The following is a 15,604-nucleotide window of genomic DNA, read 5'->3' as shown; positions in this document are numbered from 1 at the left end:
AGAAAACTGGTAGAATGAAGATTCCTTTTGGTATCGCTCAAATTGGTAAAGCTTTCCGTAATGAAATTGTTGCCAGACAATTTATCTTCAGAATGCGTGAGTTTGAGCAAATGGAAATGCAATTCTTTGTTCGTCCCGGCGAGGAAATGAAGTGGTTTGAGTACTGGAAAGATGCTCGTTTGCGTTGGCACAAGTCATTGGGAATGGGTGAGGAGAAGTATCGTTACCACGATCATGAAAAGCTGGCTCACTATGCCAATGCTGCTACCGATATTGAATTCAAAATGCCATTTGGCTTCAAAGAGGTGGAAGGAATCCATTCACGTACCGATTTTGATCTGTCACAGCATCAGGAGTTTTCCGGTAAGAAAATTCAATACTTCGATCCGGAATTAAACAAAAGCTATGTGCCTTATGTAGTGGAGACATCCATTGGTGTGGATCGTATGTTCCTGAGCATTATGGCCGGAGCCTATAACGAGGAAGAGGTTGAAGGTAAAGATGGTAAGAAAGAAACACGAGTGGTGTTAAATCTGCCGCCGGTATTGGCACCAATCAAACTGGCCGTGATGCCATTAGTAAAAAAGGATGGCTTACCTGAAAAAGCACGTGCAATTATAGATGAGCTAAAGTTCGACTTCAATTGCCAATACGACGAAAAAGATAGTATCGGTAAACGTTATCGTCGCCAGGATGCTATTGGTACACCATTCTGTGTAACAGTTGACCATCAGGCATTGGAAGATGATACAGTAACCATCCGCTACCGCGATACGATGGGGCAAGAGCGAGTGAAGATTTCTGAGTTGCAAGGCATCATCAGTAAAAAGGTAAGCATGCGCGAAGCTTTTAAAAACTTGTAGTAAATTTCATTAACATGTTTACTTATTGGATGAACATAGCCAATATATCATAATCATCTGATAAGTATTAAGATATAGAAGCCTGGTTGATTATTCAACCGGGCTTCTTCGTCCTGGTAAAGCATTTTAGTATGCAATGCAAATAGTGACCATCTGCCAAATTGAAGAAGTATCTGGTGACAACTTATCCCATATATGGAATATTCGCCCGTTTCTCTTTCAGGCATTATCACTATTAACCACAAATAACAATTGAGTAAACCCATAAACGAGTTGTTTTAAATGATCCTGCTTGCTGAGGAGTACTTTTAAAACAAAAATGCCTCAACATCTCAAGTATCTAGCAATATTCTATTTCATGTTATTGCTCTTATTAGGTGGAAATTCTACAATAAATGCACAGAGAAAGGTTGATTCAATCAGCATTCAAAAGAACTGGCGAACCAAGGACAAAATCATTCTAAGAGAATTGGAGTTTCATGTAGGCGATCAACCGGATAGCTTGCGATACGAACAATCGAAGAAGAAACTATGGAATTTAGGCAATTTTGCAGAGGTAAAGTTCGAGATGGATACATTGTCAAATGGAAACCTGCATATTGATATTACTGCCCGGGACGCATTTACTTTGGTTCCCATTTTGGCTTATGGAGGAAACAAAGAGGAGTTCAATTTAACACTTGGGGTCAATGACAATAACTTTTTGGGACGTAATATCGGGTTGAATTTGGTTGGATCAACAGGTACCAATAAAATTAGCTACAACCTGGGAGTTAACATTCCTCGTCAGCTACTATATAAAAATATGACTCTGAGCTTTAACAGTTCACTGGGTGAGAATATATTTACAACCTATAAGGACCGGGAGGCAGCAGCGCACTTAGGTATCAAACAAAAAAGCATTGGTTTTAGTATTGGTAATCCTCACCATACCGATTTTTCCTATACATTCTCTCCTGACCTAGGTGTTTCCGTGTTCAGTCATCGAACCGATAGCTCATTGGTGGATGATTCATTGCCCGTAAGTCAAAACTATGATATTGCTTATTTATCCCTGAGCCTGAGCGAATCCATTGGCATCATTAATTATTACAGGCACCAGAAAGACGGCTACCTGTTAAGCATTGGCACCAGTGCCGGTATTGGACTCAACAGCGAAAGCTCATTTTACCAAACAATCAGGGGCAGTGTCCAGTATCATCACCTGTTTAATAAAGTTGTTCAGCTTTCGACCCTGTTTAGAACCGGGTATACCACCAGTAACTATATTTCACTCATGTACCATTTGGGTGCATCTGATATTAAAGGAATCCGTTATGGTGAGGTGGCCGGGAAAGCTTATTACTCCGGGTATCTGGGCGGACATTTCACCTATATCAACAAAAAATGGTTTGCCATTGAGCATTCCTTATTTCTGAACATAGGTAATGGTTGCAATACCTATAGCGACTTATATTCATCCCGTCCTATGATAGCCATTGGTACAGGTGTGGAATTCAGAATTCCGATGATTCCCTGGCTTTATCTTCGTTTTCATTTTAGTTATGCCGGAGAAAACAGTAACTGGTTTAATATGGAGTTCTAAACCGCACAGGTTATCAAAACTCATCGGATAAATATAAACATCTTGTCATATTCATCCGATGAGTAATACAGAGCTTCTGCAGCTTCGCATTAAATACCTGTAGCCTACCAGAGTTTATCGCAGTCTTGCAATAAGCAACTGTAGCTTACAGGGGTCTATTACAGCCTTGTAATAAACTACTGCAGCCTGCTTTGGCTTATTACATCAGTGTAATTAACAACTGTAGCTTACATAGGGTTATAACAATTTTGCAATAAACTGTTGTAGCCTGCCCGTGCTTATTGCAGTTTTGTAATATACTACTGTAGTTTACTCGGGCCCTTCGCAGCTTTATAATAAATCGCAGTAAACTAACCTTTCTTTTTCTTAGCTTTTTCCTCTTCAGCTTTCTTTTCTTCTTCCTGGCGTTTTTTCCATTCTTCAACAGTTTCAAATTTAGGTGCATCCGGATCTCCATCGCGGTAACCATCTTTAAATTCAGGATATTCTTCATGGCCACTTCCCGAAATTCCAATACTCTTACAACCAATTAATCCTGAAAGTAGCAAAAGACAGGCTCCATAGATAAAATTCTTCATAATATTTTGCATTAGAGTTAAGTATTTTGACTATTCAAAAATAACATTTCTGAGTAATTAATCTAAGCAACGATCGCATCCTTACATTTGTACATGAAACTTTTCCGGAAACTGCGATGGTATTGATTCGCCATCTTCATCCATCAGTTGTCGCAAATCACGTTCTATCCCTCTTGCAATGGTTGAAATAGGTACATCGTTGGCTGTGCCTTCGTACGGGTTTTCGCCTACAGTACCGATGCGCATCATGGTATGAAACACCCATGATACTGCACTGCAAAAGGGTATGGCCAGCCAAACAAAATACCTGGCAATTAATGGAAATACGGTTTCTATTTTAGCGGCAATATTTGCAAACTCAGAAACAAGAGCAAAGGGCAACAGAAAGATGAAAATCCAGACAAAATGATGCGATAATGTTGCATATTGCCGAGGATAAGGAAAGTTTTTGATACGTTCAGTTTTTCCCTGCAGATCAAAAAGCTCTTTCAGCATTTGTTCCAACTCTAAAAAGGCAAACTCCCATATTATTTTCCGTTCTTTTAGTTGTTTCAAATGGTTTGACTGTAAATGTAATATTGCTGCTGCTTTGTTGTCTTTGCTCATCACATAACTATGTTCATCGGCATTCAAATACAACATCAAATCATCTTTTAATAATGTAACGCGTTCGGGAATATAAGCCATTCGCGACCACTCACGGTTGGTACGATGCTTTTCAAAGACTTCCCACTTTTTGCTTTGCCGCATAGCGTGTCGCAGGGCGGTTAACCAGGCAATATGTCTGTGCACAAGCTGTGTTTGATGTTCTTTGAGTTCATCATCTCTTAAAGGTTCATTGGTGTACTCATTGCTTATCATTGACTGAATCATCATGCCCCAACTACGTGAAGTATTCACAATTCCACCCCATATTTTACGGGCTTCCCAAATGCGGCCGTAAGCAGCATTGTTCTGAAAACCAATTATAAATGCAACAGCGGTACCAATTAAGGCAATTGGAGTCCATGGCATCCTGATAAAAATGAAGCCCAAAACCTCATAAAGAAATGTTATTATTAGCGAATAAAAAATAAAGAAGATTGTTTCTCCGCGTGTCCATAGAAGCATGTCTTTAAAAGAGTATCGAACTTTTGTAATCATGATAATCGCAGTTTTTGGTTATCTGAATGATAAACAATCAAAAATGAAAGGTGTTGACGAATTTTTGGGGGCTGTTAATTTAATATTGGTTCGTACAAGTTTTTAGTCAGTAGTGAAGATTTTAATGCAATATAGTAAAAGGAAGTCAATAAGTTAATTACAAGATCTTAGCGATATTGAATAATAATAAAACTGTATTGCAAATATGCATGGGTCGTTCCTGTGCCACTAGCAGAGCTATGTCGGGACGTGGTGCTTATCAAAAGTGGGAAGAAATTTAAATTCCAATGTTTTTATCATCTCCTCAAAACGGTCGGATAATTTGGCTTTCAACACCAGTGATTCTTCTGTTACCGGATGTATAATTTCCAGTTGTATGGCATGCAGTAACAAGGTATTCATATTCCAGCGCTCTTTAAACAGCTTATTTTGCTTGTTGCAGCCATGAGGGCGATCACCAATGATGGGATGTCGCAAATGATTCAGGTGCTTGCGAATCTGATGCATACGGCCTGTTTTAGGATAAGCCTCAATCAAAGAGTAACGGGAGGTTTCAAATTTTCCGAATGGAATTGGCAGTTCGGTTCGTTTCAGGGTTTTAAATGAAGTAATGGCATCCTGGGTTTTACCGCGATCGTTGGTGAGTGCATAATCCACATCAATCTGATCAGGAAAATAACCACGAACGATGGCCGTATATGTCTTTATTGTGCCGGCATCTTCAAAAGTAGTTTTGAGTTTAGCTGCCATCCTGCTATTTAAGGCAAAAACCAATATGCCCGAGGTCTTTCGGTCAAGACGATGAACGGGATACACCGTTTTGCCAATCTGATCGCGTACCATTTGCAAGGCAAACTCTTCAGCATCGGCAGCGATGGAACTTCGGTGAACCAGTAAGCCATGTGGTTTATTAATGGCTACCAGATAAGGATCTTGATAGATGATTTCGAGCATACTGCTTATTTTATTGCAAAAATAATTCAAAGTGTCCTAAACTCATCGGATGAATATAGTGTAGATGTTTGTATTCATCCGATTAGTTTTACAAGCAATTCTGATATTTAGCTTTTTTTCTAATCCAATTACATTACGTATTTTCACAAACCAAATAATAAATAGATTATCATGATCGACAAGTTGAAAGGCTATTTGCCTTATTTAGGGGCCTTATTATTGTTCATCCTTTTAAGCTTCATCTACTTTTCTCCGGTACTGGAAGGTAAAAAACTACCTCAGCTCGATAACACACATGCTAAAGCCATGTCCAAAGAGTTGGTTGATTACGAGAAGAAAACTGGTGAAAAAGCTATGTGGACCAACTCTATGTTTGGTGGAATGCCGGCTTATCAGATAAAAGGAGATTCCTCAAAAAATGTATTTAGTTACTTCAACCGCTTCACAAGATTGGGCTTACCTTATACAACGGTGGCCATTGTGTTTTTATACATGCTGGGTTTTTACCTCTTGTTGTTGAGCATGAAAGTCGATCATTGGTTGAGTGTGATTGGAGCCATTGCTTTTGCGTTTGGCTCGTATAATCTAATCATCATTATTGCCGGGCATATCACTAAAACCTATGCTATTGCCTTGATGGCACCTGTGGTGGCAGGAGTACTCTATGCCTATAACAAGAACCGCTTTGTAGGTGCTGTTATTACCTGCGTGGCGTTGGGAATGGAAATAGCCTATAATCATGTTCAGATCACATACTATCTGGCTTTTATGGTTGGTTTTATTGTTATTTCCCGTTTGATATATGCCATTAAGGAAAATGCTATCAAACCGTTTGCCCAAACAACGGCTGTGTTGGTTGTAGCTGCTATGTTGGCCGTTCTGCCTAACATTACAAATCTTTGGACAACCTACGAATATGGGAATTATTCCATTCGCGGTGCTTCTGAATTAACCCCAAAAGAGGGACAAAAAGAGCATTCAGGTCTGGATATTGATTACGCTTTTGGCTGGAGTTATGGGCGACACGAAACATTAACTCTTTTAATTCCAAATGTAGTTGGTGGGGAGTCGGCAGCATTGGCTGGTTCCGATAAAGCCATGCAACAGGTTGATCCCCGATTAAAAGAGTATGTAGGACAATCAAGTCAATATTGGGGAGGGCGTGTTTTTACCAGCGGTCCGGTTTATGCAGGAGCGTTGATCTGCTTCTTATTTTTTATTGGTGCTTTTTATTACAAGGGCAAAGAGCGCTGGTGGCTCATTGGCATTACCATCTTTTCAATTATGCTGGCCTGGGGTAAGCATCTGGAATGGTTCAACCACTTTATGTTCTACAATTTCCCCTTATACAATAAGTTCCGGACGGTTGAAATGGCATTGGTTCTCGCGTCAATGGCCATACCGGTTTTGGGTTTCCTCGGTTTGAAAACCATTCTTCAGGATTCCAATATAGTTAAGAAGGACAGTAAATGGTTTTTAATTGCGTTCGCTCTGACAGGAGGTCTTAGTCTTATATTGGCTTTATTCCCCGATGCATTTTATACTTTCCTGTCACCAATGGAAGCCCAAAGTTTCGGTGCACAAATACAGCAAGGCGGAGAGCAGGCGCAGATGTATCAATTGCTTGAGTCGAATTTGATGGCAGCCCGTCAGGTTCTATTTACATCCGATGCCTGGCGTTCATTTGCTTTAATATTACTTGGTTCAGCATCCCTATGGTTCTATATTCAGGGTAAGCTGGCGCGTAAATATGTAGTTTGGGGCATTGCTTTTATCGTATTTTTTGATTTATGGAGTGTTTCAAAACGATATCTCAACAACGATGATTTTGTAAGTACTTCAAAAGCACGACAGGAGTTGGCACAATCGAAAGCAGATAAGGCCATTTTAAAGGATAAAGATGATTACTACAGGGTGTTCCCGATCTATCGTGATCCTTTTAAAGATGGATTTACACCTTATTGGCATAAATCTGTAGGAGGTTTTCATGGTGCCAAGTTGCGCCGTTACCAGGATTTGGTTGATCGTTATCTGTATAATGACTGGCAACAATTAGGGCAGGTTCTTCAAACAGCACAAACACCTGGTGATTTGGAAGTTGCTATGGAGAAAATGCCGGTATTGAATATGTTGAATGGCAAATACATTATCTATAATCCGGGTGCTGATCCAATTTTTAACCCGAACTATATGGGCAATGCCTGGTTTGTGAAGGAGGTTAAAGAGGTGGCAAACCCCGATGAGGAAATAGAATCACTGGCAAGCACCAACCTACATACGACAGCAGTGGTTGAAAAACGGTTTATCGATGCGGTATATGATTATTCGGTCGACACAATTACCGGGAATATCAACCTGACACATTATGCGCCTGATTATTTAATTTTTGAATCGAATACCGAACAGGAGCAATTGGCCGTATTCAGTGATGTGTATTATGAAAAAGGTTGGAAAGTGTATATTGATGGAAAAGAGGCTGAATTGATTAGGACCAACTATTTATTACGAGGATTAATGGTCCCGGCAGGACAGCATGATATTGAGTTCCGCTTTAAACCTCAATCGTTTATTACAGGCCAGATGATTGCAGTATTAAGTTCTATCATTATTTTACTACTTATTATTGCAGCCGTATTTATGACCTGGAAACAAAAGAATGCGATATCGAAAAACTGAAATAAGGCTGTAAAAGCTTAATAGGGATATTAAAAAAGCAGGCTGTTCAAATTAAAATGAACAGCCTGCTTTTTTTGTAGTGATTGATCACCAAAATTGGTGATATATTATTCTTTTACATTTAGGATGGATCTTAACCTGATATCATTTGATGAGGCACCAATCATGATTCTGAAATCACCTGGTTCAACTATTGTATTCATATCCTCATCAAGCATGCTTAATAGTTCCGGTGTAATTGAAAATTCGACTTCTTTACTTTCCCCTTTTTTTAGGTGAATACGCTGAAAGCCTTTTAACTCCATAACTGGTCGTGCTACCGAGGCAAATAAATCTTTAATATACAATTGTACCACTTCATCACCATCGTAGTTGCCGCTATTCGTAACTGTAAAACGAATGGAGGTTGATTCATCGGTTAATATTGAAGGCTTGTCAATACTAAGGTCATTATACGTAAAGGAAGTATAGCTTAAACCAAATCCGAAAGGAAATAAAGGTTTACCGCTTAGATTAAGATAATCATCACCTCGTCCGGTAGGTTTGTGATTGTAATATAAAGGTAATTGAGATTCGTGAATAGGAAAGGTGACTGGCAATCTACCTGCCGGGTTATAATCACCAAATAACACATCAGCCACTGCATTTCCACCCTCATCACCCGGATACCAGGCATCAATAATGGCCGGTACCTCATCAATCCACTTATTCATGGTAATTGCACTTCCACCAATCAGCACCACAACAACCGGTTTGCCCGTTGCTGCTACCTCACGAATTAATTTCTCCTGATGACCAGGAAGTGATAGATAGGCTCTGTCTCTGAATTCACCTTCTTCAATTCCTGCAACCACTATCGCCACATCGCTTTTACGAGCCATGGCAACAGCGTTTTTAATTTCCTTTTGGTAGCTATCTTTAAGTCCAAGGTTCCAAATCAATTTCAGATTCACATTACCGGTTGTTTCATAAAACTCCAGTTTGATATCGTAAGTTTTGCCTTTCTTGAATTGATATTGTTCTGTCACCTGACGAACGGTTTGTTTTCTCCAGTTATCAATTATAAGTTCATTGTCGATATATAAGCGATAGCCATCATCTCCATAAAGGCCAATATCGAATGTCCCTGATTCTGTCGCCAGCAGTTGACCGGTCCATCTGGCAGAATAAAAGTCATAATTTATTTTCTCCTGGTCCGGTGAGAATAAGGTCCATCTGAAATCAATTGAAGGATCAATTCTTGTCATGGCCGGTTCTCCTGCCATTGTAATATTATTAAAATAGTTCCCTTTCAAACCTTGTTCCGGCTTTCCATTCTGCATGTGAAATAAATTGTCTGAAGGGATGGTTACAAATTTGGCAGATTCACGTCCGCAACCGGGTGCATAATTAATTTGACAATTGGCACCAAGCTTATTTTTAATACCTTCTAAAATGCTAACAGGTTGATTACCTGGACCCGAGTAACCACCTAATCGGGCCTCTTCCGCATCGGTTCCGATCAACGCAATAGAGCTGATTTGATTATTCAATGGCAAAGTATGCTTGTCGTTTTTCAGCAGTACCATCGATTTCAATGCTGCTTTTTTAGCAACCTCCCTGTTGGCTGCCGAGCCGTTGACCTTCTCAGCCTGTTCAGGATCAATGTAGGGGTTTTCAAACAATCCAAGTTTGAATTTGGCACGAAGCACCCGCCTCACTGCCTCATCAATGGCAGTTTCATCAATCATACCTTTTTCAAACGCTTCAAAGAAAAGAGGGTAGTGATCATAGGATGTCTGGAAAATTACGTCCAATCCATTTTCTATGGCTTGTTCTGTTGACTCTGCATAGTCTTTTGCGGTAAAGTGCAAAACATTGGCGCCTCCTGTTGCGCCGGCATCAGATATAACAAATCCATTAAAGCCCCACTCATCTTTCAGTTTCTTGTTGAGCAACCAGTCATTGGCAGTGCATTGGCGACCATCCAGTGAATTATATGAGGTCATCACTGACCATGCCTTTCCGTCAATAAAGCACTTCTTATAAGCCGGGAAGTAAATTTCTTCGAGCAGGCGTTCGTTAAAATGAATAGGGTAGCTGTCTCTGCCTCCGTCGCCGACATTAGCAACAAAATGTTTCGGTGTGGTTATAACGCCGGCATCTTCAAATTGTTTGATAAAAGTAAAAGCCATCTGGCTGGTGAGAAATGGATCTTCACCATACGTTTCTTCTGTTCTTCCCCAGCGAACATCTCTGGCAATATTCAGAACAGGTGATAATATTTGCCGAATGCCTCTTGTCTTAGTTTCCATGGTAATGGCCCTGGCCACTTCGCCTATTAATACTGTATCCCAGCTTGCAGCTAATCCAATGGATTGAGGGAAAGCAGTTGCTTCATCTCTTACCAAACCATGTAATGCTTCATCAAAAGGGATAATTGGGATACCCAACCTTGTTTCTTCAACAAAGTATTTTTGAATTTCATTTATTAATTCAGCGGTTTCTTTCGCAGTACCTTCGCCCGAATAGTCAAGTAACTGTTCCACTTCATTACCAGATTTTCCCTTTGTGGCCACCTGAAAGCCAAAAATTCCATGCTTATAGTGTTCTTTTCCATCGGATAAATCACCTGGTATCATAAAAAGTTGCCAGAACTTTTCTTCCAGTGTCATTTTAGATAATAGGTTTTCTACTCGTTCCTCAACCGGTAGATTCGGATTCTTGTATAACTTTTCTTCCTGTTTACAGCCAACTTGTACCATTGTTAAAATAGCCAGAAGCAAGCCGAATAATTGTAGACGTGACATAGCTCTTTAGTTATTGTATATTCATGAGTTTACCATATCAAAGAAACCGATAAAATACTGTATTTGTGGGTTGTGAATGTTCAGTTAATGGGAGAAAAAATCGTTTTCGGCGTATGAATAACTATTTATTGATTGCGTTATTTTATAGCCAGTGTAAAAGCAACTCAAAGTTTTACATTATCACGACTCAAAATTCAGCAGCTGCCAATCTTTTAGTTACTCCTATTTTGTCCGAAGCATATTTTGTTACTTTTGTAACAAGCAAGTTAGATTAATGCATAAAGACGACAAAAAACAAGATAAGCAGTTCTTATTAGATCAAAGGTATTTGGCGATGGCCCGTATATGGGCACAGAATTCATATTGTAACAGGCGACAGGTAGGAGCCATTCTCGTGAAGAACAAGATGATCATCAGCGATGGCTACAATGGCACACCTTCGGGTTTTGAAAACGAGTGTGAAGACTGTGATAATAAGACCAAACCCTATGTGCTGCATGCTGAGGCCAATGCAATCACCAAAGTAGCACGGTCCAACAACAGCTCTGATGGTTCAACTTTATACATAACGGCTTCGCCTTGTATTGAATGCTCCAAGCTAATTATTCAGGCAGGTATCAAGCGAGTCGTGTTCGCCGAGAAATATCATAATACCGAAGGTCTTGATTTATTGGTAAGAGCAAATATCGAAGTCGTTCACATCAAAAATGAACTGATTAAGGTAGAAGATGGTTTAATTTTAGGGAGCCATCAATAAAATTAAACTTTAAAACATAGATAAATAGCATAGTATGATGCAATCAAATACACGCAAACAAATTTTTATGCCATTTCTGTTTGGCATCCTGGTAGTGATTGGATTTTTTATTGGCCGTTTTGGGGTTGGAGGTTCGAGTTCGGGTGGCGGTAATCCGCTTATGATTTATCCGCAGACCAATAAGCTGGATGCCATCATGAACCTGATCGAGGAAGAATATGTGGATACCGTTGATCGGATGGCCATTGAGGAGAAAATTATCCCTGAGATCTTGAAGGATTTGGACCCACATTCGGTATACATTTCTGCAAAAGATCTGAATCAGGTGAATGAAGAGCTACAGGGGAGTTTTGGTGGTATTGGAGTGCAATTTACCATGCAGAATGATACAGTGATGGTAATACAGGTAATCCCAGGTGGACCATCAGAAAAAGTGGGGCTATTACCCGGCGACCGTATTGTGACTGTTGATGATTCAATAATCGCTGGTAAAAATATTTCTACCACCGATGTAATGAAAAAGTTAAAAGGTGAATTGGGTACTGAGGTTAAGGTTGGTGTCCTTCGTCGTCCGAATAAAAACCTCATCAATTATAATATCACTCGCGGAAGCATCCCGATTTACAGTGTGGAAGTGAGCTACATGGTTGATGAAACAACAGGTTATATCAAAGTAGATAAGTTTGCCCAAAATACTTATCAGGAATTTTTAACGGCTTTGGCCAAGTTAAAGGCCAATAACTGTCAACAGTTAATTATTGATTTCAGAGGTAATTCAGGAGGCTTGTTAGATGTGGCCATCCGATTGTGTAACGAATTTCTTCCGGCTAAGGATTTAATTGTATACACCGAAGGTAAGGCACGTAAACGACAAAATGTACCTGCAAATGGTGCCGGAACTTGCCAGGATACAAAAGTTATTGTATTAATTGATGAGTATTCAGCTTCGGCCAGTGAGATTTTTGCTGGTGCCATTCAGGATAATGACCGTGGTTTGATTGTAGGTCGTCGTTCCTTTGGTAAAGGTTTGGTTCAGCAGCAAATTCCCCTTCCTGACGGATCAGCTCTACGTTTGACAGTGGCACGTTATCATACTCCTAGCGGACGATGCATACAAAAGTCATACGAAAATGGCACAGAAGATTACTATGCTGATATTATGAACCGATATTCGCATGGTGAGTTTTTCAATGTAGATAGCATTCAGTTTAACGATGACCTTAAGTACACTACTAAAGAAGGAAGAACTGTATACGGCGGCGGCGGTATCATGCCTGATGTATTTGTACCGCGCGACACAACCATGTTAACAGATTATTTTATCCAGCTTCGAATGAATGGAATTCTGTATCGTTATGCGCTTGAATATACCGATAATCATCGAAAAGAGCTGGAGCCATTTACAACAGCTGAAGAAATAGAGAAGCACCTGAATAATAAAAGTCTTGTCAAGGATTTCTTAAGGTATGCGAAAGATAAAGGTGTTCAATTCAACGAAAAGGATTATCAACTATCAAAGGATTTAATTGAGGTGGAACTGAAAGCTTATATTGCCCGTAATATGATCGATAATGAAGGCTTTTATCCGATCCTGCACCAGGTGGATGATGTTTTCAAAAGAGCTTTAGAAGAGGCAAAGAAAATGAGAAGTTAGCAGTAGATCAGTAAAATTCATAACAATACTCGTCATCTGACCAATCGATAATAGAGCAATGAGTGTTGCTTTAATTCAATCCTTTATATTGATTGTTTCAAGAGAACAAAATTAAAAGCGTAAGATTCGATCTTGCGCTTTTTTGTGCCATAATGGCTTAATGCGTTCATATTATACGACGGCTTGACAGTTAGAATGCCCGGACGTATATTTTGCATGATAATTGAAGCAAGAAGCACTATATTTGTTTAAAATTTTAATGTCATGCTGATAGGTCTTTTAAAAACCATATTTTTCCTGATAACCTTTTATTACCTGTTTAAGATCATTGGTCGATTATTGTTGCCATACGTAATGAAAAAAGGTATGGAACGAATGCAACAGCAACAACAAAATGCGGCTACCAATTACAGGCAGCAATCGCAGCAACGAGAAGGAAAGGTGACTGTTCAAAGGAAGGCTCAAAAGAAATCAGGTGTGGTGGATGATAACGAAGGGGAGTATGTTGATTTTGAGGAGGTGAAATAATGCATAAGTGACCTGAAATATTTCCATGGGTAGGTGAAAAAAGAGGCAATTAATTCCCATGGTACTAAATTGTTTTGTACCTTGGTTAGCATCTGATCACCAAACCCGTTTACAATGAAAAAATTACTTCTACTTGCATTAATAATATGCAGTTTTATTCTGCCTGATAGGATTCAAGGACAAGAATACCTTTCGTCAGTCGAGTTCACAAAATTCTGGCGTAATCTCGACCATCTAAAATCCCTCGAAGCTGAAGAGTCAGTTAATTACAAGGGAAGTCCTTATCTCTTTGAGAGCGAGAATGCCGTTTTAACAATTAATGATAATCAGCTTATAGAAGGACTTACACTTCGTTATAATGTCTACAATGACCGGATGGAGATTAAGAAAGATGAGTTGTTCTATAACGTTCCAAGGGAGAAATTCATTAAGTCCATAATGTTGGATCAGCATTTATTTAAACTACAAGTTTATCAGGCTGGTAATAAAAAGAAAACGGCTTATCTCGAAGTTTTAGTTGAAGATAGTTTATGCAGCTTGTTCCTAAAGTACAATGTAAACTTAAATGAGGCTGAAGAACCCAAACCTTATCAGGAGGCTAAGCTTGCAGAATTTAAGAAAGCACAACCGGATTTATTCGTCTCCTTTAATAGGGATATACTGAAACAAATAGACAACAAGAAAGAATTCCTTGAATTAGCACCAGAGCATAAAAATCAGTTGACTAACTTTATTAAGAAGAATAAAACCAAATTCAAAAAACCAGAAAGTGTGAAGCAATTGGTTGAGTATTATAATACTCTGTGATTACTTCTTCTTTTTCTTATTTCGTTTCTTTTTAATAGCCATAAAATCAGCCTCTTCCTCTTCTGCCTGACGCATTAAGGTTTTCCAATCGGCGTGTGTTTCGGTAGAAAAATCGATTGTGTCGGCATATTCATCTTTATCCATCTCGGTTACATCAATGGCATGACCAGTATACTCTTCGATGGCAGTCAGAAGTTCTTTTTCTTCTTCACTGCAAAAAGCAATGGCGGTGCCTTTTTGCTTTCCTCTTCCTGAACGACCCACACGGTGTACATAATTCTCGGGCTGTTCGGGTAAATCGTAATTCACAACAATATCGACATTAGGAATGTCAATACCTCTGGCGCTCACATCAGTTGCTATCAATAGCTTTATTTCACCCGATTTAAATTGTTGCATGACTGTATCTCGCTCTTCCTGTGTTTTATCACTATGGATAGATATACTTTCAATATCTACTCGCTCCATGGCTTTAAGCACGCGTTCGCAGCGTACTTTGGTACGCACGAAAGCAAGAATTTTTTTCTCGGGATGTGAACGAACAATGCGCTCCAGAAAAAAGCGCTTGTCATCCATTTTTATGAATGTAACTGAGTGGTCGATATTTTTAGCAACAGGATTTTTAGGCGATATCTGTATTCGTATCGGGCGGCGAACCAGTGAGTATGCTAATTTCTTTATCTTTTTATCAATGGTGGCAGAGAAGAAAAGTGTTTGTCGATTCTTTGGAAGGTATTTAATCAGGTCCTGAATATCCTTATAAAAACCCAGATCAAGCATATGGTCGGCCTCATCCAGTACCAAAATCTCAGTGTTATAGACTTTAACTACACCTTGATTGATGTAATCAAATAATCGACCTGGCGTAGCAATTAACACGTCAGTGCCATTTTTCAATCGTTCTACCTGCTGCGTTTGATCAACACCTCCATAAATGGCTGTAAACTTTAATGAGGTGTTTTTACCAATTTGTTTAAACACATCAGTTATCTGACGAGCCAGTTCGTGAGTGGGCACCATAACAATGCAGCGAACACCTGCATCACGATTTTTACGTTTCTTTTGCAGAAGTTGAAGAATGGGAATCACAAAAGCGGCTGATTTACCTGTTCCTGTTTGTGCAATGGCCAATACATCTTCTTTTTCAAGTATGGCCGGAATGGCTTTAAACTGTATATCAGTTGGGCGTTTATAGCCTAACAGATCAATGCTTTTGGTAATTTTTTCATTTAAGCCAAACTCTGCAAACTTCATCTTGTATCAATTTTCG

13 protein-coding genes are annotated in these 15,604 nt (G+C 39.4%); 7 read left to right on the top strand and 6 right to left on the bottom strand.

What is annotated here, in order from left to right:
• Window positions 1-863: glycine--tRNA ligase (locus tag AC4MRQ_RS13370; RefSeq protein ID WP_491198184.1), on the top strand; the 863-nt coding region annotated here is incomplete at its 5' end.
• A gap of 53 nt (window positions 864-916) precedes the next feature.
• Here the strand turns inward: AC4MRQ_RS13370 and AC4MRQ_RS13365 are convergent.
• The gene (locus AC4MRQ_RS13365) at window positions 917-1,129 is read right to left on the bottom strand and encodes a hypothetical protein (protein ID WP_491198183.1); all 213 of its coding nucleotides are present in this window, start codon (window positions 1,127-1,129) and stop codon (window positions 917-919) included.
• Between the two features lie 92 nt (window positions 1,130-1,221).
• Between AC4MRQ_RS13365 and AC4MRQ_RS13360 the strand changes: the two genes are divergently transcribed.
• On the top strand, window positions 1,222-2,448 hold the full coding sequence (locus AC4MRQ_RS13360; RefSeq protein ID WP_491198182.1) for a POTRA domain-containing protein: 1,227 nt from the start codon (window positions 1,222-1,224) through the stop codon (window positions 2,446-2,448).
• 350 nt (window positions 2,449-2,798) lie between these two features.
• On the opposite strand, the gene AC4MRQ_RS13355 is transcribed toward AC4MRQ_RS13360, so the two are convergent.
• The 3 genes from AC4MRQ_RS13355 to AC4MRQ_RS13345 all read right to left on the bottom strand — a co-directional run bounded on the left by AC4MRQ_RS13355 (window position 2,799) and on the right by AC4MRQ_RS13345 (window position 5,123).
• A complete protein-coding gene (locus AC4MRQ_RS13355; protein WP_491198181.1) occupies window positions 2,799-3,026 on the bottom strand; it encodes a hypothetical protein in 228 nt (75 codons plus the stop codon).
• 81 nt (window positions 3,027-3,107) lie between these two features.
• Window positions 3,108-4,169 carry a bestrophin family protein gene (locus tag AC4MRQ_RS13350; protein WP_491198180.1) on the bottom strand — a complete coding sequence of 354 codons (1,062 nt, stop codon included), beginning with the start codon at window positions 4,167-4,169 and terminating at the stop codon, window positions 3,108-3,110.
• A gap of 237 nt (window positions 4,170-4,406) precedes the next feature.
• Window positions 4,407-5,123: a pseudouridine synthase gene (locus AC4MRQ_RS13345; protein WP_491198179.1), complete on the bottom strand. Its 717-nt coding sequence runs from the start codon at window positions 5,121-5,123 to the stop codon at window positions 4,407-4,409.
• Window positions 5,124-5,294: 171 nt separating this feature from the next.
• On the opposite strand from AC4MRQ_RS13345, the gene AC4MRQ_RS13340 reads away from it, so the two are divergent.
• Window positions 5,295-7,799, top strand: coding sequence for a YfhO family protein (locus AC4MRQ_RS13340; protein ID WP_491198178.1), 2,505 nt, complete (start codon window positions 5,295-5,297; stop codon window positions 7,797-7,799).
• A 107-nt stretch (window positions 7,800-7,906) separates the two neighbouring features.
• On the opposite strand, the gene AC4MRQ_RS13335 is transcribed toward AC4MRQ_RS13340, so the two are convergent.
• Window positions 7,907-10,588 (bottom strand): glycoside hydrolase family 3 C-terminal domain-containing protein, encoded by a 2,682-nt coding sequence (locus tag AC4MRQ_RS13335; RefSeq protein ID WP_491198177.1) that lies wholly within the window; start codon window positions 10,586-10,588, stop codon window positions 7,907-7,909.
• 274 nt (window positions 10,589-10,862) lie between these two features.
• Here AC4MRQ_RS13335 and AC4MRQ_RS13330 point away from each other — a divergent pair, with 274 nt between their 5' ends.
• From AC4MRQ_RS13330 to AC4MRQ_RS13315, 4 genes are all read left to right on the top strand, one after another.
• A complete protein-coding gene (locus AC4MRQ_RS13330; protein ID WP_491198176.1) occupies window positions 10,863-11,345 on the top strand; it encodes a deoxycytidylate deaminase in 483 nt (160 codons plus the stop codon).
• Window positions 11,346-11,379: 34 nt separating this feature from the next.
• Entirely contained in the window at window positions 11,380-12,999 is a 1,620-nt protein-coding gene (locus AC4MRQ_RS13325; RefSeq protein WP_491198175.1) for a S41 family peptidase, read from the top strand.
• 264 nt (window positions 13,000-13,263) lie between these two features.
• The gene (locus tag AC4MRQ_RS13320) at window positions 13,264-13,527 is read left to right on the top strand and encodes a DUF4834 family protein (protein WP_491198174.1); all 264 of its coding nucleotides are present in this window, start codon (window positions 13,264-13,266) and stop codon (window positions 13,525-13,527) included.
• 114 nt (window positions 13,528-13,641) lie between these two features.
• On the top strand, window positions 13,642-14,334 hold the full coding sequence (locus AC4MRQ_RS13315; protein ID WP_491198173.1) for a hypothetical protein: 693 nt from the start codon (window positions 13,642-13,644) through the stop codon (window positions 14,332-14,334).
• Here AC4MRQ_RS13315 and AC4MRQ_RS13310 read toward each other — a convergent pair whose 3' ends face one another.
• Window positions 14,335-15,588, bottom strand: coding sequence for a DEAD/DEAH box helicase (locus AC4MRQ_RS13310; RefSeq protein WP_491198172.1), 1,254 nt, complete (start codon window positions 15,586-15,588; stop codon window positions 14,335-14,337).
• Window positions 15,589-15,604 lie beyond the last annotated feature (16 nt).

The sequence above is a fragment of the Carboxylicivirga sp. genome, from assembly GCF_982718395.1.
Note: the sequence above shows the minus strand (reverse complement) of the source record. Positions and strands in the feature narration are given on the sequence as shown.